This is a genomic window from Rhodococcus sp. IEGM 1379, assembly GCF_030056815.1.
Taxonomy (GTDB): Bacteria; Actinomycetota; Actinomycetes; order Mycobacteriales; family Mycobacteriaceae; genus Rhodococcus_F.
On the sequence record NZ_JASHKR010000001.1, the window covers coordinates 17,244 to 35,953 of the forward strand.

The window sequence follows — 18,710 nt, forward strand, 5'->3', positions numbered from 1 at the left end:
CGGTCAAATCAGTCAAGGAAACATGAGTAAACACAGCAATAGCAAGGCTTCCAACACGAAACGATTTATCGCAGTCACTGCAGGACTGGGCTCTCTCGTAGGCGCCGGGGTGGTAGTGAACGCCGGTACGGCCGCTGCACAAGGCTGGTCAGAGAGTTGCAGCTGGGAGTGGCCTGTTGAGGGATCGCTGTCGCAGGGTTACAACGGCGGACATGATGGCGTTGACTTCGCCGTTAACGTCGGCACCGTGCTCAATGCGCCGACCTCGGGCACAATTTCTGTTGCCGGACCGAATGATCCAGGCGGGTATGGAACCTACATCCAGCTGGAAGCAGATTCAGGCGAGCAGATCCAGATGGGTCACCTCTCCGAAACCTGGGTCAATGTGGGGCAGCACGTGGAGGTCGGCGCGCAGATCGGTGCCACGGGCAATACTGGCAGCTCCACCGGTCCACATTTGCATCTCCGCATTCACGGAGCCGGGGCGGTCGACCCCATGTCCTTCCTGAAATCGGTCGGCGCGTGCAACACCGGTTCGGGTAGCGTCGCAGCACCCGAACCTGCCGCAGTGTCTGAACCTGCACCTGCGGTAGTGCCTGAACCTGCAGCAATGCCTGAATTGGCACCTGAACCGGCAGCAGTGTCTGAACCCGCACCTGAACTTGCACTCGCACCTGAACTTGCGGCCGTGCCTGAACCTGCATCTGAAATTGCTCCCGTTGTCGAGCCTGGTCTGACTGAAGCCTCACCGGTGGAGAGCGTTCCGGAAGCGGAAGCTGTTGTGTCAGGCGAAGTGGTAGTCGTTTCAGCCGGCGACACGTTGTTCGACCTCGGCGCAGCACGAGGGCTCACTTGGCAGGACGTTTGGGACATGAACCCACAGATCGATCACCCTGACAGTATCTTCGTGGGCGACGTAATCAACCTGTAGCAGTAGAGAATTCGATGCTGAACTAGGGCGCGGCGAACAGCCCCCATGCGCTCTAGTTCAGCGTTGAATTCTTTTGCCGGAGGGACCGTGCATCTGGCTATTGTGGATGCTCGCGGAACAACCTGGCACACAACTGAACTCGCGGGTATTGTCGCGAAGCGGTTTTCCGTCAAGGGCCCTGTCAGTGGATCGACACTGGCGCAAGCGACCACAACGCGCCTCGCGATTCCACTACTTCAGGGGCCTTGTCCCGTTCGACACGCAGGCCTGAGTGCATCCGTACATCGCAGATCGCCCCGAGTTAGTCTCAGGGCATGTTGGCCGCAGCGATCATCGTCATCACGTTTGCCCTGGTTTTCTACTCGATCGGTGTGTGGTCAGAACGCATCCAGAAGACACTGAAGTGGTGGCATGCCGGTGCATTTTTGCTCGGCCTGATTTGCGACGCAACCGGAACCTTTCTGATGAGTCGAATCTCCGATGAGTCGCCGGATACCGGAACGTCCACCTTCAACAACATTATGATCGTCACCGGGGCCCTAGCCATCGCGCTTATGGCCATTCACCTGGTGTGGGCGGTCATCGTCCTGCTCCGCGATCGACCCTCCGAGAAGGCGAAGTTCCACAAGTTCAGCCTGGTCGTCTGGGCGATCTGGCTGGTGCCCTACTTCACCGGGGCCATCGGCGCGATGACGAACTAGCGCCCCGAGTAGGCACGCGCGCGACCGCACAATTGGAAGCAGTACGGCGCTACGATGCCGCCATTGCCGAGAACGGTCCCATCGACGTGCACATCCTCGGCGTCGGGCTCAACGGGCACATCGGTTTCAATGAACTGTCCTCCTCTCTCGCCTCATACCCGCGAGCGAAGACGCTGACCGTGAGGACTCGGGCCGACAATGCACGGTTCTTCGCAGAACCGGCCGAGGTCCCGCATCACGTGATCGCGCAAGGACTCGGAACGATCAGTGATGCAGGATATCTCGTGCTGGTCGTTGACGGGGCGGGTAAGGCCCCCGCGGTCCGGACGGCAGTCGAAGGCCCGGTCTCGGCGTTCTGCCCGGCTTCGGTACTTCAGTTGCATCGTCACGTGACCGTCATCGTCGACGAAGCCGCGGCGGTAGAACTCGAACTCGCCGAGTTCTATCGGTACACAACGGAGCACAAGCCCTCGTCGCAGGGCTACTGAGAGCAGAGCTACTGGCACGAGGACTTGATCTCGACCGCAATTGAGCTTCTAACCTCGGTGCATGATCAGCGCGAGAGGTTCAGTGGTACCCCGGTTCGGTCGGTCACTCCGGCTTTTCCCCACCGTTGTGTGTTGCGATCGTCGGAGCGGGACCGGCGGGTGTCCACGCCGCTGGTGCTCTGGCCGAGCTGGCCCTAGCACCAATATCGACATGTTCGAACGTCTACCCACGCCGTATGGGCTGGTGCGCTACGGCCTCGCGCCAGACCACCCTGAGACCGAGGCGATCCTCCACTCCCTGCACGCCATGCTGGTCGCCGGCAACACGCGACTGTTCTGCAACGTGGAGATAGCAACCGGCCTTTCCGTCGACGATCAACGTTCTTCCTACGCCGCCGTGATCATTGCTACTGGTGCGCTCAGGGATGCGCCGCTCGATATTCCCGGTGTTGATCTTTCCGGTTCTCTCGGTGCCGCCGATTCTGTCGGTTGGTACGACGATCACCCGGACGCACCACAGCACTGGCTGTTGCATACAGAGTCGGTGGCAGTGATCGGTGGTGGCAACGTTGCACTCGATGTCACGCGCATGCCTCTCTCAGAGGCACAATCGCTGCAGGCCACGGACGTATCCGACGAAGTTCAGGCAGGGATCGTCGTCAGTCTCGTTCGGGAAGTGCACATCTTCGTCCGACGCGGACCCGCCGACGCTCGCTTCTCCCCGAAAGAGTTGCGCGCTCTCGGTGAATTACCCGGAGTCGATGTCGTGGTCGACGCTGCCGACGTCGCACCGGACCGGCATATCGCGCGGATGACCAAACAGCTGGTGCACACCCAGCTGGCTGTAGAGACGCTCCGCACTTTCGCGGACGCCATTTCTGCCGAACGAACTGCCCAGCGCCGAGTTTACCTGCACCTTTGCCGCCAGCCTGCGGAAATTCTTGGTGACGGGAAAGTTGAAGCACTCCGCGTGGACCGCACAGATCCGGACGGCTACGGTCACCTCACCGCCTCGGGTGTTTGTACCGATTACACGGTTCAAGCGGTGTACCGGGTAATCGGGTATGTCTGTACGCCACTTGCCGGACTGCCTTTCGATCATGGACGTGGCACCGTTCCGCACCGGAGCGCCGCGGTGGTCGAACGGGAACGGTCTACCGATCGTGGGCCTGTTCGTGACCGGATGGATGAAGAGCGGCGATTGCCGCAGCCTGGTTCTGATCAGCGATAGCTGCGAGAATTGTGCGGAGTTCGCGATTCGTTTCCTCGCGGCGACCGACCTGGCACGTTGATGGTTCGAATGTTCTCGAGGTGACGGTGCCTAAGTGAGCATCAGCCCATCGCTTCCTTCAACAAGTCACTGCGTTCGGTTGGTGCCAACTGAAGCGTTTAGGGAAAGGTCTCCGGGGAAGACAGCGAGTAGGCCTTGGTTAGCTGTTCGTCCCTCAAGTGGCGTTGCCAGGACTGGCGATCACAAATGAACACTGATCTTCGGAGGTCACTCGATGAAGCCGCTCGCACTAGTTGACAATGCCGATCTTGTTGATCTGTACTGCTCGTTGAGAGTTACTTACGAGGATGCAACTATGCTCATTCCTTGTCCTGATGCTGGATACTTCGCGGATCTCGATGACTCGTTGCGCGAGATCCACGAGGAAATTCTCAGTCGCGGTTTGATGGACTACGAGGCAGCCTAAGCGTTCGTGTGAAACGCCGCGGCGTGTCCCGCTGGACGTGTTAGCACTTTCATGGCCTGCCAGTTTTCAGGGCAGTTGGGTCTTGTTGTTTCCCAGCTGGACTCGAACCAGCAACCTCGCCACGAAGTGACGCGCTCTACCGTCGTAGAGCTTCATGGGAATCCCTATTTAGTTGGAGCGGTGAGGCTTTCGTCCTGATCTGAACTCGCGCTGCTATCGTCAGAATTTTGTGCGGCTACTGGTCTTCTCGGATCACCACGCACCGCACTAAAGCGGGGACGATTGTGGATTTTGATTTCCGGAGCACTCAAGGGGGTTGGTGCTCAACAGATCCAGACGCACCCCTGACCGAGAGGGCCCTGTCAACGACGGGGCGGGTTCTGGTCATCGTTGAAACACTTGGCGTGGCTGAGAGGTTAACAGGGTCTCGAATAGTTCGGTCGGAGTACGGTCTTTGAGAACCCGCCGCGCGTTCTGATCACCGGCAAGCTCGGCAGTTACCCGGTCGCGCACCTGGAGACGATGTCGTCGGTGGAACACCGGCACTATCGGCTCAGCCCAGTTGTTTTTGGCCGCTTTCAGTCGTATCTCACCGCACTTCCGCCCGCCTCGGCACCGTATGACCGCCACCGATCACCGCACCGAAGTCGCTATTCGATTTCACGTGTGGGATCTGGTCGCCGAACTGGCCCAGGCCGCATGAACTCCGGTCCACAAATTTCCCTGCTGCACCCGAAAATGGCTGCACCCCATACAACTTGACAACGCTGTTGGTCGGTCTCGGCATATGCCTGTGACTCGCCGAACCTGCCGCGAAGATCTACGCGCCCGAGTCGAGGACCCGTGGCAAGCATGCCTGCGACCCTCGCTTGACATGAGGGCACATTGACGCCCGGGGTCACCGTCACCCGGACAGAACCTATTTGGAATGTCAAGTCCGGCGAGCCTACACAGTGGTAGTACCGGTCGGCCGGTACCGTCGCCCAAACGTGCGAAAATACCCCGTTTCCGATTGAAAACAGGAGGTCGTTTTGTCCCGATATTCCGTGCGACGAATTGTGGTATCCGTGGCCGTCGCGGTGGCGGCATCCGCTGGCGTATTGGCGGGAACGCCGATAGCGGGTGCGCAACCCACTTTGTTCGAAATGCTTGGAGACACCTCCACCGGCAGTACAGGCAGTGCAGGCAGCACGCCGGACGATACGAAAACGTACAGCGGCGATGCAACGTACTTCAAAGTCGGGCTCGGTAGTTGTGGCGGTACGTCAGTAAATGCCGACTACGTGGTTGCGATTTCCGCACGTATCTGGACCAGAGCGTTGTGCGGAAAACGAATTCTGGCCACGAGGGGGATGAGATCGGTAACTGTAACCATCGTAGATACATGCCCAGGCTGCGCCGCTGGTGATCTTGATCTTTCACCAGCAGCTTTTGCAAAGTTGGGTAATCTGTCGGATGGAAGAATTCCTATCACATGGCAGTTCATCGACTGATCTCGTCTGTGAGTTGGGCACATGCCGACTTCACGGGTCGAAAAGATGCTCCTGGAACTGGTGTTGATTCAACTTTCGCAAGTCGAATTATCCCAGTTCAGGGCAGCATCTTTTCGTTTGTGTGACGACGGTTGAAAACTGGTACTGCCGCTCGATTTCAGGTGTGGGATCAGGTCACCGAACAGACCCTCGCTGCCTGAACACCGCCCACTGTGATGGCGTGCTGCGCCCGAAAACAGTTGCACACCAAACAACTTGACAGCACCTCTTGGCGGATTTCCTGGCCGAGCCGGGATCAGCGGATTCCGCAGATTCCCTTGCCGATCAGGACACCTCCGATCACCAAAATCAGCACACTCATCACCGTGGTGTTGTACTCCTGGAGCCAAACCTTGAGCTGGGCCAACGGTTCACGTAGACGATCTGCAGCCACCAGGTACTCGGCGACCGGGATCGCCACGGTGCAACCGGCGATGATCGTGAAGACCAGGATCGAGACGATCACCTCGCCGGTTGCCAGCGACGCCGAACCGATCGACTGGGGTGATGCCCGAATGAACAAGGTTACTGTTCCGGGCACATGCGTGGAACGTTCGGAACCGACACCGGGCTGCTTCTCACCGGCCATCCTGAGCCGATGACAGGTGAGAGCTTCTTTGGACAGCAGGGCCACGACGACGAACGCCGCGGCGATCCACCTCCGAGCCGTCAGGAAATGCTGGCGATGCTCACCGAACGACTTGAGATCCTCACCGCGATCGCTGCCGGCATGGACTGCCGCAGCGAGCTCATCGCGGTGGTGAGCGGTGCCTCCGATCATGATGGATCCCGACGCGCCGTGATGAATTTGCTCGGGGTGACGGAAACTGGTGCTGACGCCGTACTCGCGATGCAGGTCAGACGGTTCAGTGTTCAGGAACGCAAGCGTATTCGACTCGAACAAAGCCAGATCGAGAAGGAACGCCGAAGGCTCGAGTCCTAATGGGAGGCCGCAATCTAAGGTTTCGGGTCAGACCGTGAAACGGTGAGGGACGGGAATAGCGCAACTTTCGTATACATCCTCTTTGCCAGCTTCCGTCAGGTCGGCGTGTTCTTCGCTCGTCTGTGCCAGTGTCATCGCATCTTCGAGTAAGGGTTGAGATGCATAAGGCCATTACATCATGCTTGTCGCATGACAAGAACAGAGATCGCACCGGTCAGTTGTATTCACCGTTGGGAGGTCGAATCTCGGCATCGGACGAGTGAGGGGACGGTAACGTACCTGCGCTGCCATTGCGGTTCGTGGCAGACCTTGCTCACCGAATGGCTGTCGGCGAGCCCAGGCTCGGCCATAACCACGCCGATAAGGGCGAGGTCCAGATCATGATCCACCGCGTCCTGACCAATCGATCGCGCGTCACCAGAGCGAATCCCTCCCGAATTAGGAGGACGCCAGAGTCGTCGCCCAGCGATAGTCCGCTTTGCCGGCTGGGGTTCGCTTGACTTCCTCGACCAGTACGATCGTGCGCGGAATTTTGTAGCCGGCCAACGTCTTACGGCAGTGTTCCTGCACGTCGTCGAGGGTTAGTTCCGGCGACCCGGGGTAGGTCGCGATCACCGCTGCGACCTGTTGCCCCATGCGTGCGTCGGGTGCGGGGACGACGAGTGCGTCGACGATCGACGGGTGTGCGTGAAGGGCTGCCTCGACCTCCTCGGCGAAGACCTTCTCGCCGCCGGTGTTGATGCATTGCGAGCCACGGCCGAGAAAGACGATAGTGCCGTCCGCTTCGACCTTGCCCATGTCGCCGAGCACTGACAGGCGGGTTCCATCCGTGCGGGTCGGGAACGTGCGAGCAGTCTTGTCCTCGTCCTTGTAGTAGCCGAGCGGGACGTTGCCGATGCGCGCGATGTAGCCGACCTCGTCGGAACCCGCAGGGATCTCGTCCAGTCGCTCGTCGACAAGGACCATGTTCGGAGAGGGCGGCATTCGCAGATTGCCGGCCTCGTCAATGGAGAAGGCGCCGTCGTTACCGGACTCCGAGGCACCGAAGTTGTCCCGCAACAGCAGGTCTGGCTTGACCGCCAACATGCGGTCCCGAACGCTGGTGGACCAGATTGCGCCACCCGACGTAATCGAGAACAGGGAGCTGAAATCGACCTCGCCCTTGCGTCGTTCCATCTCGTCGACCAATGGCATCCCCATGCCGTCGCCGACGATCAGGATCACCTGGACCGAATCCTTCTCGATCGCTTCGACAACCTTCTTGGGGTCGAAGTCGCGCCGCAGGACCACGCGAGCGCCGAGGGTGAAGAAGGTGAACAGTGAATACAACGCAGCACCGTGCATGAGAGGTGCGGCAATGAGGAATGAGAGTTCGGGAAATTCCTTTGCAGCACTGGCGATCTCGGCGAGATCTTGCCGCGCCGCCTCGCCGTACGGGTTTCCGCCGGAGAGCGGCTTGCGGAAGAAGTCGTCCTGCCGCCACATGACGCCCTTCGGGTATCCGGTGGTCCCTCCCGTATAGAGCAGGTACAGGTCGTCGCCCGTACGGGCGTCGAAATCCGCTGTGGGGGACAACTCGTGAGCGTCGGCGAAGGAAACCACGGACACTGCGCGTGCATTCGCGGCGGCGAGCAACTCGGCGTCGATCTCGCCGATCACGATCACCGTCCGCACCATCGGGCACGCGTCGAGAAGGGAAGCAAGGACACGTTGATGTTCGGGGAGTTCCACGACCACTGCGACCGAGTCGGAGTTAGTGAAGATGTACTCGAGTTCGGCGGGCGTGTACCGGTAGTTCACGTTGATCGGCACCGCGCGGATCTTGATCAACCCAAGGATTGAGGTGACATGTTCGACGCTGTTCTTGAGGAACAGCGCCACGTGGTCGCCCCGGGAGATGCCGACCTTCGTGAGCAGGTGGGCAGTCCTGTTGGCCTCCGCGTCCAACTGGCCGTAGGAGAAGTTCTCTCCCTCGTAAGTCAATGCAACGCGATCCGGTACTGAGTTGGCGACCGTCTCGAAAACGTCTGCGAGGTTGAACTGCATCGTCGGTCCTTTCAGAGGCAGCGCCGCGATGTGGACGCAGATTGCCCTGAATCTAGACACCTTCCCTGCCGCCCCGAAGCGAAACGCGCAGATTCGTTTTCGGCAGGCTGGGCTGAATTTCTCAAATCCCAACAGTTGCACACCAAGTGGATCACTCCTGTCTGTCTATTTCCAACATGAATGTAGAGACTGTGGCCGATCAACGGATTAATGGTTTGGCAGATCGACGTGCGTAGGGTTCCCTTGACACCGTGACTCACCTCAACATCGCAGACGTCGATTACTTCCTCCCCGATGGTCGACAGTTGCTCAGCGGTGTGAGCTTTCGAGTCGGCAACGGTGCCAAGACTGCATTGATCGGCCCGAATGGGACTGGCAAAACGACATTGCTCCGCATCATCTCCGGGGATGCGGCCGCAGACGAAGGCGCCGTCACGCGATCCGGAACGCTGGGCGTGATGCGCCAATTCGTCGGTCAGGTTCGTGACGAGTCCACCGTGCGTGATCTCCTGCTGTCCGTGTCACCCGCCCCGATCCGCGACGCAGCGCTAGCACTCGAAACCGCGGAGAACATGCTGATCGAGCGCGACGAAGAATCGACCCAGATGAAGTATTCGCACGCTCTGGCCGATTGGGCGGACGTGGGCGGCTACGAAACGGAAGACTTCTGGGACAAGGTCACCACATCTGCTCTCGGTGTGCCGTACGACCTAGCGAAGTGGCGAGCAGCCAACTCACTCAGTGGGGGAGAGCAGAAGCGGTTGGTCCTGGAAGCGCTGTTCGCCGGGCCTGACGACGCACTTCTTCTGGACGAGCCGGACAACTACCTCGACGTACCGGGTAAGCGATGGTTGGAAAAGACGATCTCGGAGTCTGCGAAGGTGGTCCTGTTCGTCAGTCATGATCGCGAACTGATTGCCAACGCCGCAACTCATATCGTCACCCTGGAGCCAGGAATCAGCGGCGCTACGTCGTGGACCCACGGTGGCGGTCTGGCCAGCTATCACCAAGCTCGTGAGGATCGCAACGCTCGCTTCGAAGAACTGCGTCGGCGCTGGGACGAAGAACTTGTGAAACTGCGTGCCCTGGTTCTCCGATTGCGCGAGAAAGCGAAGTTCAACGACGGCGTCGCTGCGCGGTATCACGCTTCGCAAACCAGGCTGGCGAAGTTCGAGGAGGCGGGACCACCCGAGGCAATTCCACTGCAGCAGAAGGTGACCGTTCGACTCTCCGGAGGACGAACAGCCAAGCGCGCCTTGGTATGCCAAGATCTCGAGCTGACCGGGTTGATGAAGCCGTTCGATACCGAAATCTGGTACGGAGATCGAGTTGCCGTGCTGGGCTCCAACGGGTCGGGGAAGTCACACTTCCTACGATTGTTGGCGGGTGGAGGAACCGACCCGGGAACCGAGCACCTACCCGTCGAGGCGCTCGACATCGCTCCCGTCAATCATGGCGGCACAGCGACGCTGGGCGCTCGGGTCCGTCCTGGACTATTTGCCCAGACGCATTCTCGGCCCGACCTCACGGGGAACACGCTGCTCGAGATCCTGCACATGGGCGACGAGCATCGACATGGGATGGGGCGCGAAGCGGCGAGCCGGGCTCTCGATCGCTACGGGCTGTCCCTAGCCGCGGAGCAGAAGTACGACGATCTGTCCGGTGGTCAACAGGCGCGCCTACAGATCCTGCTCCTGGAACTCTCGGGCGCCACGATGCTGTTGCTCGACGAGCCGACCGACAACCTCGACCTTCATTCGGCGGACGCACTGGAGCAGGGGATCGCGCAGTTCGCCGGCACCGTCATCTCGGTCACCCATGATCGTTGGTTTGCGCGTGGGTTCGACAGGTTCCTTGTCTTCGGCTCGGGTGGGAACGTGTACGAGAGTGAGTCGCCGGTGTGGGATGAAGCCAGGGTTGAACGCGCCCGCTGACATCGACACCTCACTGCGACCGATAGTGCCTGATGACGACCCGACACGCGACTGACTGCGTCGTTCTGTAACCGGACCTGCGGTCCTAGATTTGTCCGAGGTCGGCAGACAGCCAGCGTTGTGGAGTCATGTAGATAGCGACCTGCTCGCCCAGTTGTGAACGCGCGAAATCGAGATACCCGTCGACTTTGTCCGGTGCGAGGTACCGCCGCGACACTTCGACCAACATTTCGTCCGTACCCGGAACGATCTTGTCGACGGGGCCCTCGACGCTCACATAGCGAATTGTCGGTTCTAGTCGTTGCGCCATGAGTGAGAAGTGCCCGGCAGACTCGATGAGTCGGGCCTTTGTCGAGTCCTTCCCAGTTAGAACCCAGGGACTTCCTCCGGGCGAATAGAGATACCAGATGGGGACAGTTAACGGTCCGTGCTGGGAACCGTTCGATACCGACAGTGCCGCTACATGTGGTTCGGCCAGGAATTCTTCACGCTCGTTTTCGGAGAGTGCCATCATCCGAGACTACAACGGTCGTTGACGTCGAGAAATGACTTCGTCTGCTACTGGCGATAGTCAAGAACATCTATTGGGCAGTCTTCTGCCGCAAAAATGTATGAGAAACGTTCTCGCCGTCTACGATTCGGTTCATGCAAATCGATAGTGTGCGCGATGCCTATGCCGGGCGCGTAGGCGAGTGCGTCGACGCTTTCGGATCGATGGATTCGGTGCACTCAGCGGATCGGGAGTTGGTGTCGGCCTGGTCGCAGGGAATCGATGGTCCCGTTGTCGATGCCGGCTGCGGGTCTGGCCAGTGGACCAACTACTTATTCGAACGCGGGGTCCACGTCGAGGGCGTTGACCTGGTGCCGGAGTTCATCGGTCATGCGAAGGCCAGGTTTCCAGAAGTACCGTTCCGAGTCGGAAGGCTGGAAACGCTGGACGTGCCGGATGGTTCACTGGGTGGTGTGCTGTCGTGGTACTCGATAATCCACACGCCGCCCGCGGAGGTGCGCACGGTATTGGCTGAGTTTGCGCGCTGCATCAGGCCAGGCGGTGGCCTACTACTTGGGTTCTTCGAGGGCGCGACGGTCGAGCCGTTCGCGCATCTTGTTGTCGAGGCGTATCGGTGGCCCGTGGAAGGGTTGCGCTTAGAGTTGCTCGCGGCGGGATTCGAGACGATCGAGACGCACACGCGAACCGGCCACGGCTACCGGCCACATGGTGCAATCGTCGCCTGCCGCTCAGCTGTTTGATTGGTTGCCTCAATCACTCATTGCGACATCAGTTTTCGTCGGTTGGGTGGCCTGATGATGCCGACGCGACCGTAATCTGTGGAGGTCAACATAGTTCCTCGTTCCGGCCCACAAGACCCGCGCGGTTCCGATCGCTCGACCTTGACCTCCTCTCGCACGCGTTCGACGTGGCCGGGCGCGCAGTCGGCGACCTTCTGCAGCCCAGCCTCGGTCAGCGTGGCAAGCGTGTAGCGCCCGTTAGCCGGGTCGGGTTGGCGAGTGACCCACTGGCGCTGCTCGAAACGGACCATCACCTTCGAGAGTCGGGGTTGGCTGCTGTTGCACTGCGCAGCCAGGTCACTGAGTTGCATCATCAGGTCGTCGGCCATGGACAGGCGCGCGAGGACGCTGTACTCGAAGTTCGATGTCTCGGCGTCCTGCTCCAATTGACGATCGAGCAACGTGGGCAGTGCGATGACGACGGTAAGCAGGTCCTGCCAGACCGCTTGCTGGTCTTCGTCAAGTCAAGCGGGCGGCCCTTATTAATTCTGGGCCCCGACGACACACACGAGGAGATTCCGTGAAAGCGATTCGCTACCACCAGTTCGGCGGCACCGAGGTTGTGCGGGAGGATGAGGTGGCACGCCCAGCACCCGGTCGCGGCCAGGTGCTGCTCAAAGTCGCCGCCACGTCGTTCAACCCGGTAGACGACCACATCCGCTTAGGGGTGCTGGCGGAAGCCATTCCCACCCCATTGCCGATCACACCAGGTTTGGACGTTGCCGGCACGGTCATCGAGCTGGGCGCAGAGGTAAGCGGCCTGCAGGTCGATGGCCAGGTCGTCGGCATGTTTCCCCTGGACCAGCATGGCGGCGCGGCAGAGTACGCAGTGATCGCGGCCGGTCTTCTTGCCGCCGCGCCCCGCACGGTGGCCCTGACCGATGCCGCAGCGCTTCCGCTCGCCGGCCTCGCAGCCAGGCAGGCTGCCATCGAGCTGGCCGACATCCAGAAAGGGCAGAGCGTGCTCGTCAATGGAGCCTGCGGTGCGGTGGGCAGCCTCGTCGTCCAGCTTGCGGTCGACGCCGGCGCTACCGTCACCGCAGTCGACGGACCGCAGCACGCCGTTGGTCTCCGCGGCTACGGCGTGACGAATATTGTCGGCCCGCTGGACCTCGATGCGGGTCCTGCCGCGGTCGGTGGTCCTTTCGACGTGGTAGTCAATCACGTGCGTTTGGATGCGGACGGACTTGCGAAGCTGGCCTCGTACGTCGCTGACGGCGGCATTGCGGTCAGCTCCGCCGGGGCCGTGCCCGCCGACGACGAGCGCTCGGTCCGGACTGCGAGCGTATGGGTGACGCCCAACGGCTCCCACCTGGCCGACATGGTGTCCCGTCTAGACGAAGGCCGCCTCGAGCTCGCGATTGTCGATCGCCGACCACTGCAGCAGCTACAGGCGGTCCACGAAGACGCAGCAAGCAAGCGGCAAGCTCGTTGGTAAAACCGTCATCACCGTCGACTAGACCACGGGACGACGCTCCTTCGCGGATTGTCGAGAGGGAGCGTCATGCATGCGGCAGCGCGGAGTCACCGAGACTGTGTCTTGCCGGGCTTCACTCCTTGCTGAGGCTGCTCCAGCAGTAGTCGGCCAGCAGGACACGTGTGTCGGGAACAAACGGCCACGACGGATCCCGCAGGTGGGCGTCGAGTTCTTCTGGCGTCCACCACCATCCGTCGGAAATTTCGCTCGGCTGATGATGGATCGGACCGTCGTAGCTGAGTTCGAAAGCAAACAGATGGCACCGCAGTGGGCGTCCGCCCCACTCGCCGTCCCACGAAGTTCGCGCAATTTCTCTCAGCTCCAACGGCGCATCCTCCGTGCCGAAGATTCCGAGCTCTTCTCCCACCTCGCGCACAGCGGTCTCGTAGGGCGATTCTCCCGGATCTACGACGCCACCGGCGATGCAGTCGTGATGGCCTCCGAAGACGGTTTTGCAGGCAGTTCTGCGGTGAACGTACACACGCTGACCATCTGTGGAGCGCACCAGAACACCGGCGCTGGCGTGCCACAGACCCTCCCGATAGACGACTGCGCGGGGCGCCTGGCCGATTGGATTGCCGTCTCGGTCATAGACGGCGACAACCTCGTCCGACGGGTTCGGCTGGGCGGCAGGCGGCTGATCCATTCTTACTACTGTGCCACCACTGCGGGTAATGATGCTCGATCGCATAGTCTCGAAGTTATGCAGCGGATTATCGGTGTCGAGGTCGAGTACGGAATATCTTCACCCAGTGAGCCTTCGGCTAATCCGATACTCACGTCCACCCAGGCGGTGCTGGCGTATGCGGCGGCCGCGGGGGTTCCCCGGGCTCGGCGCACACGCTGGGACTACGAGGTCGAATCGCCGCTCCGTGACGCCCGCGGCTTTGATCTCGGGAGGTTGAGCGGGCCCGCTCCCGTGATCGATGCCGACGAGATCGGTGCGGCAAACATGATTCTGACCAACGGTGCGCGCCTGTACGTCGATCACGCGCACCCGGAGTACTCGGCACCCGAGGTCGCGGATCCGCTGGACGCGGTGATCTGGGACAAGGCCGGGGAACGGGTCATGGAAGCCGCCGCACGTCACGCGTCCAGCGTTCCGGGTGCGCCGCGGTTGCAGTTGTACAAGAACAACGTCGACGGCAAGGGTGCGTCGTACGGAACCCACGAGAACTACCTGTGCTCGCGCGATACCCCGTTCAACGACATCATCGCCGGACTGACGCCGTTTTTCGCCTCGCGTCAGGTGATCTGTGGTTCGGGACGCGTCGGAATCGGGCAGTCCGGCGATGAAGCCGGTTTCCAGCTTTCGCAGCGCGCCGATTACATCGAGGTCGAGGTCGGTCTCGAGACGACGCTCAAGCGCGGGATCATCAACACTCGCGACGAACCTCATGCCGACGCCGACAAGTATCGGCGTTTGCACGTCATCATCGGCGATGCGAACCTGGCCGAGATGTCGACGTATCTCAAAGTCGGGACGACGGCTCTGGTTCTGGATCTGATCGAAGCGGGAGTCGACCTCACGGATCTCCAATTGGCCCGTCCGGTAACCGCTGTTCATCACATCAGTCACGACCCGACGCTGCGCAAAACTGTCGCCCTCTTTGACGGGCGTGAATTGACAGGTCTTGCCCTGCAACGGATTTACCTCGATCGCGTCGCGAGGTTCCTCGACAGAGAGACCGATCGAGACCCGCGGGCGGACGACATCGTCGAAAAGTGGGCGATGGTCCTCGATCTACTCGAGCGGGATCCCATGGAGTGTGCGAACATTCTCGACTGGCCGGCGAAATTGCGTCTGCTCGAGGGCTTCCGCAACCGTGAAGGGTTGGCATGGTCTGCGCCGCGTTTGCATTTGGTCGATTTGCAGTACTCGGACGTGCGCCTCGACAAGGGGCTCTACAACCGTTTGGTGGCCCGCGGATCGATGGAACGGCTTGTTACGGAACAGCAGATTCTCGACGCAGTGAGTAATCCGCCGACCGATACGCGCGCTTACTTCCGTGGTGAATGTCTGCGCCGATTCGGCGGCGACATTGCTGCTGCAAGCTGGGATTCGGTGATCTTCGATCTCGGCGGTGAGTCGTTGATCCGGATTCCGACTATGGAACCGTTGCGCGGAACCAAAGCCCATGTGGGTGCATTGCTCGACTCTGTCGACAGCGCAGCGGAGTTGGTGGATCAGCTCACCCACTGATTTCCGTACGTGTTCATCGTCGCGTCTCCCGGCACGTGACGGTGCCGCTCGGTAGGGTAAAGGTCCGAGCGGGATCAGTTACCGACTCTGCTGGGCCGAACAGGATGCTCGCGAGAGCTCCCTTCACTTAAGGAGGTCGACGGCGATGGCTCAAGAACAGACGCAGCGTGCCGGTGGCGGCGAAGACGACGAAACCACGGGCGGCGACGGTAGTGCCGGCCAGGAGCGTCGTGAAAAGTTAGCTGCTGAAACCGACGACCTACTCGATGAAATCGATGATGTGCTGGAAGAGAACGCCGAGGACTTCGTTCGCGCGTATGTCCAGAAGGGCGGCCAGTGACGGGCGGTCGCGCTCCCCGGTTAGCTGACGGGGACACACGGCTGAGCTTCGGCTCCAATCTGTCGTCGTTCACGGAATATCTCCGAGTGCATGCACCGGAACATCTTCCGCAGAACCGTTTCGCAGACACGGGAGGTGTAGTCATGGGCGGGGGCGATATCGCGCCGCACGGAACCACCATCGTCGCGATCAGTTATGCCGGTGGTGTGCTTCTGGCCGGAGATCGTCGGGCAACGATGGGTAATCTCATCGCCAGTCGCGATGTGCAGAAGGTGTACGTCACCGACGACTACTCGGCCGCCGGTATCGCGGGCACCGCCGGCATTGCCATCGAATTGGTGCGGTTGTTTGCCGTCGAACTCGAGCACTACGAGAAAATCGAAGGCGTGTCGTTGACGTTCGACGGCAAGGCGAATCGTTTGTCGTCGATGGTGCGCGGCAATCTCGGTGCAGCTATGCAGGGGCTTGCGGTGGTGCCTCTCCTGGTCGGATACGACCTTGATGCTGCCAACCCGCTCACCGCGGGCCGGATCGTGTCTTACGACGTCGTCGGCGGTCGGTACGAGGAACGCGCCGGCTATCACGCCGTCGGATCGGGTTCACTGTTTGCAAAGTCGTCTCTCAAGAAGCTGTATTCGCCCGGTATCGACGAAGACACGGCATTGAGATTGGCAGTCGAAGCGCTCTACGACGCGGCGGACGACGACTCGGCAACCGGTGGTCCGGATTTGACGCGCGGGATCTATCCCACGGCGGTCACGATCACTGCGGCCGGGGCGGTAGAACTGTCGACGGCCAAGGCCTCCGAGATCGCGCGAGAGATTGTTGCGACGCGTTCCGCGCTCAATAGTCCGGAAGGGGATTCTGCGTTATGACGATGCCGTACTACGCATCAGCCGAACAGATCATGCGGGATCGTTCGGAGTTGGCGCGCAAGGGAATTGCCCGCGGGCGAAGTGTTGTCGTGCTGACGTACCGAGACGGTGTGGTGTTTGTCGCGGAGAACCCGTCGACGGCGTTGCACAAGGTCAGTGAGTTGTACGACCGTCTCGGATTTGCGGCAGTCGGAAAGTATAACGAGTTCGAGAATCTGCGCCGTGCCGGCATCGTGCACGCGGACATGCGGGGCTACTCGTACGACCGCCGTGACGTGACGGGCCGCTCGCTGGCCAATGCGTACGCGCAGACGCTGGGCACCATTTTCACGGAGCAACCCAAACCGTACGAGGTCGAGATCTGCGTCGCTGAAATCGGCCGTTTCGGCAGTAGTACGCCCGCTCAGCTGTATCGGATCACGTATGACGGTTCGATCGCCGATGAGCAGTCGTTTGTTGTCATGGGCGGCACTACCGAGCCCATCGTGACGACGATGCGCGAGACGTATCAGCGGGATCTGGATCTGGAATCCGCGGTGCGTATCGCGGTCGGGGCTTTGCAGAAGGGCGGGCCGGCACCAGTCGGGACGACCGAAGCGGAACCGCGGATACTCACCGTCGAGGCGCTCGAGGTTGCCGTTCTGGACAACAATCGGCCTCGTCGCGCATTCAAACGGATCTCGGGTGAGGCACTTGAAGCGATGCTTCCGGTTCCGCCTGCGGATGCCGAAGATACAAAGAAGGATGCGACGCCCGCCGAAGGCGACGCATCCTCCTGACCTGTAAATATTGAGCTAGTTCTGCGTAATTCTGTAGACGGCCACCGCGCCCGGTTCGGTTTCGAAATCGAACCGGCGCGCGTCTGCCACCACCTCACCGTCGGTTGCTATCGCGACCGGACTGTCGGCGACATTCACCGACAGTGATGAAACCAGCGTGCGAACGTACACCCTGGAGCTGCCCAATGTTCCTGTCGCAGCGGCAAACAGCAGTCGAGTGCGGGAGAGTCGCCGGTCTGCGCGTAGGTATCGCACGTCGAGTAGTCCTCGGTTGAGTTCGGGACGTGACATCGGAACCTGATCGCCGGGGGAGTAGCGGCCGTTCCCGACAAAGAGCATCCAGATGCTGGTCTGTGCACCGTCGATGGTGACGGACATCGGCTCCGCGGCCGCGAGTACGCGGATCATCGCGGCTCCCGCGGCCGGCCACTTGCCGAAGCGGGGTTCCCACTTTTCACGCAGCCGAACGGCGTCCGGGTACCCGCCCAGACTGGCCGTATTCAGAAACCGTGCGCTCACCCCGGTATCGGTTGTCACGACCGCGTGGTCCACAAATGCGGCCTGGCCAGTCTCGATTGCTAGTGCGGTGTTGTCGACGTCCACTACTCCGACGTCGCGGGCAAAATGGTTGAGCGTGCCACCCGGGAAAACTGCGAGCGGCAGTTCGTGTCTTGTTGCCGCGTTCGCCACGGTGACGACTGTGCCGTCGCCGCCGCAGACTCCGAAGGCACGAGGTGTGAACTCGGCGACCTTCGCCTCGATCTGCTTGTCGAAGTCGATATCCGGATCGAATTCTACGATGACGGCGTCGGGGAGTGATGCGCGAATCGAATCCACGATGCCGTCGTTTTCATCGCCAGACCCCGGGTTGGTGAAGACTACGAGCCCTTCGCCGCGGGGCAGTGCGGGTACGACGCATTCGGGACCGAGGTCGGCTGGTTCTTCGTCGCGAACTGCCCACCAGCGGCGTGTTCCCGCTGCTACAGCCCCGCCGACCGCGATTCCGGCAAATACGTCCGACGGCCAGTGCACTCCGTTGTGGACGCGTGAATAGGCAACGGCAGCTGCCAGCGGTACCAGGACGGCGCCGGCCACGGGGGCTTCCATCGCAACAGCTGCCGTAAACGCTGCGGCCGAAGACGAATGCCCGGACGGAAACGATGAGGACGTGGGAAATGTGACCCCGCGCTTCGGGTTGAGCCACACGCGGGCGGGAGGCCGGCGCCGGGGGAACAACGGTTTGAGTACACCGTTTGCCAGTGCGCTCGATCCGGCAAGCGCAAGCATTCCGCGGGCCGCTGCACGCCTCGGCCGCCCACCGATCAGTGTCATCACACCGGCGATGCACATCCACAACACCCCGTGATCTGCGGCGCGAGAGAGGAAACGCATCGCCGGATCCAGTCCGGAAGGTCGAAGCGCCCCAGTGCTTTCCATTAGTTTCGTATCGGTACGTACAAGTTTTCGACGAATG

Annotated in this window: 18 protein-coding genes and 1 pseudogene; 13 read left to right on the forward strand and 6 right to left on the reverse strand. The window is 60.9% G+C overall.

All coding sequences use genetic code 11. The features are described 5' to 3' along the window. Window positions 1-22 precede the first annotated feature (22 nt). The 6 genes and pseudogenes from QM600_RS00080 to QM600_RS00110 all read left to right on the forward strand — a co-directional run bounded on the left by QM600_RS00080 (window position 23) and on the right by QM600_RS00110 (window position 5,310). Window positions 23-931, forward strand: coding sequence for a peptidoglycan DD-metalloendopeptidase family protein (locus QM600_RS00080; protein WP_283259449.1), 909 nt, complete (start codon window positions 23-25; stop codon window positions 929-931). A 314-nt stretch (window positions 932-1,245) separates the two neighbouring features. Further along, window positions 1,246-1,632: an HsmA family protein gene (locus tag QM600_RS00085; protein WP_283259450.1), complete on the forward strand. Its 387-nt coding sequence runs from the start codon at window positions 1,246-1,248 to the stop codon at window positions 1,630-1,632. A 35-nt stretch (window positions 1,633-1,667) separates the two neighbouring features. After that, window positions 1,668-2,120 (forward strand): annotated as a pseudogene (locus QM600_RS00090) (6-phosphogluconolactonase); the annotation flags it as partial. A 211-nt stretch (window positions 2,121-2,331) separates the two neighbouring features. Then, window positions 2,332-3,351 carry an FAD-dependent oxidoreductase gene (locus QM600_RS00095; RefSeq protein WP_283259451.1) on the forward strand — a complete coding sequence of 340 codons (1,020 nt, stop codon included), beginning with the start codon at window positions 2,332-2,334 and terminating at the stop codon, window positions 3,349-3,351. A 274-nt stretch (window positions 3,352-3,625) separates the two neighbouring features. Beyond that, entirely contained in the window at window positions 3,626-3,817 is a 192-nt protein-coding gene (locus QM600_RS00100) for a hypothetical protein (protein ID WP_283259452.1), read from the forward strand. Between the two features lie 1,067 nt (window positions 3,818-4,884). Then, window positions 4,885-5,310 (forward strand): RlpA-like double-psi beta-barrel domain-containing protein, encoded by a 426-nt coding sequence (locus tag QM600_RS00110; RefSeq protein ID WP_283259453.1) that lies wholly within the window; start codon window positions 4,885-4,887, stop codon window positions 5,308-5,310. A 295-nt stretch (window positions 5,311-5,605) separates the two neighbouring features. Here the strand turns inward: QM600_RS00110 and QM600_RS00115 are convergent, their stop codons facing one another. Next, window positions 5,606-6,130, reverse strand: coding sequence for a GAP family protein (locus QM600_RS00115; RefSeq protein WP_283259454.1), 525 nt, complete (start codon window positions 6,128-6,130; stop codon window positions 5,606-5,608). Between the two features lie 600 nt (window positions 6,131-6,730). Continuing rightward, window positions 6,731-8,338, reverse strand: a complete 1,608-nt coding sequence (locus QM600_RS00120; RefSeq protein WP_283259455.1) for an AMP-binding protein — start codon at window positions 8,336-8,338, stop codon at window positions 6,731-6,733. A 251-nt stretch (window positions 8,339-8,589) separates the two neighbouring features. Between QM600_RS00120 and QM600_RS00125 the strand changes: the two genes are divergently transcribed. Continuing rightward, window positions 8,590-10,272, forward strand: a complete 1,683-nt coding sequence (locus QM600_RS00125) for an ATP-binding cassette domain-containing protein (RefSeq protein ID WP_283259456.1) — start codon at window positions 8,590-8,592, stop codon at window positions 10,270-10,272. 85 nt (window positions 10,273-10,357) lie between these two features. On the opposite strand, the gene QM600_RS00130 is transcribed toward QM600_RS00125, so the two are convergent. Beyond that, window positions 10,358-10,783, reverse strand: a complete 426-nt coding sequence (locus tag QM600_RS00130) for a pyridoxamine 5'-phosphate oxidase family protein (RefSeq protein WP_283259457.1) — start codon at window positions 10,781-10,783, stop codon at window positions 10,358-10,360. Window positions 10,784-10,917: 134 nt separating this feature from the next. Between QM600_RS00130 and QM600_RS00135 the strand changes: the two genes are divergently transcribed. Beyond that, window positions 10,918-11,523 (forward strand): class I SAM-dependent methyltransferase, encoded by a 606-nt coding sequence (locus tag QM600_RS00135; protein WP_283259458.1) that lies wholly within the window; start codon window positions 10,918-10,920, stop codon window positions 11,521-11,523. A gap of 17 nt (window positions 11,524-11,540) precedes the next feature. Here QM600_RS00135 and QM600_RS29725 read toward each other — a convergent pair whose 3' ends face one another. Beyond that, a complete protein-coding gene (locus QM600_RS29725) occupies window positions 11,541-11,891 on the reverse strand; it encodes a MarR family winged helix-turn-helix transcriptional regulator (RefSeq protein ID WP_502942836.1) in 351 nt (116 codons plus the stop codon). Window positions 11,892-12,082: 191 nt separating this feature from the next. Between QM600_RS29725 and QM600_RS00145 the strand changes: the two genes are divergently transcribed. After that, on the forward strand, window positions 12,083-13,000 hold the full coding sequence (locus QM600_RS00145) for an NADP-dependent oxidoreductase (RefSeq protein WP_283259460.1): 918 nt from the start codon (window positions 12,083-12,085) through the stop codon (window positions 12,998-13,000). Between the two features lie 112 nt (window positions 13,001-13,112). On the opposite strand, the gene QM600_RS00150 is transcribed toward QM600_RS00145, so the two are convergent. Further along, window positions 13,113-13,685, reverse strand: coding sequence for an NUDIX hydrolase (locus QM600_RS00150; RefSeq protein WP_283259461.1), 573 nt, complete (start codon window positions 13,683-13,685; stop codon window positions 13,113-13,115). A 57-nt stretch (window positions 13,686-13,742) separates the two neighbouring features. Between QM600_RS00150 and dop the strand changes: the two genes are divergently transcribed. The 4 genes from dop to prcA all read left to right on the forward strand — a co-directional run bounded on the left by dop (window position 13,743) and on the right by prcA (window position 17,236). After that, window positions 13,743-15,242 (forward strand): depupylase/deamidase Dop, encoded by a 1,500-nt coding sequence (gene dop / locus QM600_RS00155; RefSeq protein ID WP_283259462.1) that lies wholly within the window; start codon window positions 13,743-13,745, stop codon window positions 15,240-15,242. A 145-nt stretch (window positions 15,243-15,387) separates the two neighbouring features. Further along, window positions 15,388-15,582: a ubiquitin-like protein Pup gene (locus tag QM600_RS00160; protein ID WP_003944925.1), complete on the forward strand. Its 195-nt coding sequence runs from the start codon at window positions 15,388-15,390 to the stop codon at window positions 15,580-15,582. Further along, entirely contained in the window at window positions 15,579-16,457 is an 879-nt protein-coding gene (prcB, locus tag QM600_RS00165) for a proteasome subunit beta (RefSeq protein WP_283259463.1), read from the forward strand. The genes QM600_RS00160 and prcB overlap by 4 nt, the downstream gene beginning before the upstream one ends. Beyond that, window positions 16,454-17,236, forward strand: a complete 783-nt coding sequence (gene prcA, locus QM600_RS00170) for a proteasome subunit alpha (RefSeq protein ID WP_283259464.1) — start codon at window positions 16,454-16,456, stop codon at window positions 17,234-17,236. The genes prcB and prcA overlap by 4 nt, the downstream gene beginning before the upstream one ends. Window positions 17,237-17,251: 15 nt before the next feature. Here the strand turns inward: prcA and QM600_RS00175 are convergent, their stop codons facing one another. Beyond that, the gene (locus QM600_RS00175) at window positions 17,252-18,673 is read right to left on the reverse strand and encodes a bifunctional phosphatase PAP2/diacylglycerol kinase family protein (protein ID WP_283259465.1); all 1,422 of its coding nucleotides are present in this window, start codon (window positions 18,671-18,673) and stop codon (window positions 17,252-17,254) included. Between the last annotated feature and the right edge of the window lie 37 nt (window positions 18,674-18,710).

Excerpts from the sequence above, each read along its gene's own strand:
- QM600_RS00080 (WP_283259449.1), top strand. The coding sequence starts at position 23 with ATGAGTAAACACAGCAATAGCAAGGCTTCCAACACGAAACGATTTATC.
- QM600_RS00085 (WP_283259450.1), top strand. The coding sequence starts at position 1,246 with ATGTTGGCCGCAGCGATCATCGTCATCACGTTTGCCCTGGTTTTCTAC.
- QM600_RS00095 (WP_283259451.1), top strand. The coding sequence starts at position 2,332 with ATGTTCGAACGTCTACCCACGCCGTATGGGCTGGTGCGCTACGGCCTC.
- QM600_RS00100 (WP_283259452.1), top strand. The coding sequence starts at position 3,626 with ATGAAGCCGCTCGCACTAGTTGACAATGCCGATCTTGTTGATCTGTAC.
- QM600_RS00115 (WP_283259454.1), bottom strand. The coding sequence starts at position 6,130 with ATGATCGGAGGCACCGCTCACCACCGCGATGAGCTCGCTGCGGCAGTC.
- QM600_RS00120 (WP_283259455.1), bottom strand. The coding sequence starts at position 8,338 with ATGCAGTTCAACCTCGCAGACGTTTTCGAGACGGTCGCCAACTCAGTA.
- QM600_RS00130 (WP_283259457.1), bottom strand. The coding sequence starts at position 10,783 with ATGGCACTCTCCGAAAACGAGCGTGAAGAATTCCTGGCCGAACCACAT.
- QM600_RS00135 (WP_283259458.1), top strand. The coding sequence starts at position 10,918 with ATGCAAATCGATAGTGTGCGCGATGCCTATGCCGGGCGCGTAGGCGAG.
- QM600_RS29725 (WP_502942836.1), bottom strand. The coding sequence starts at position 11,891 with ATGGCCGACGACCTGATGATGCAACTCAGTGACCTGGCTGCGCAGTGC.
- QM600_RS00150 (WP_283259461.1), bottom strand. The coding sequence starts at position 13,685 with ATGGATCAGCCGCCTGCCGCCCAGCCGAACCCGTCGGACGAGGTTGTC.
- dop (WP_283259462.1), top strand. The coding sequence starts at position 13,743 with ATGCAGCGGATTATCGGTGTCGAGGTCGAGTACGGAATATCTTCACCC.
- QM600_RS00160 (WP_003944925.1), top strand. The coding sequence starts at position 15,388 with ATGGCTCAAGAACAGACGCAGCGTGCCGGTGGCGGCGAAGACGACGAA.
- prcA (WP_283259464.1), top strand. The coding sequence starts at position 16,454 with ATGACGATGCCGTACTACGCATCAGCCGAACAGATCATGCGGGATCGT.
- QM600_RS00175 (WP_283259465.1), bottom strand. The coding sequence starts at position 18,673 with ATGGAAAGCACTGGGGCGCTTCGACCTTCCGGACTGGATCCGGCGATG.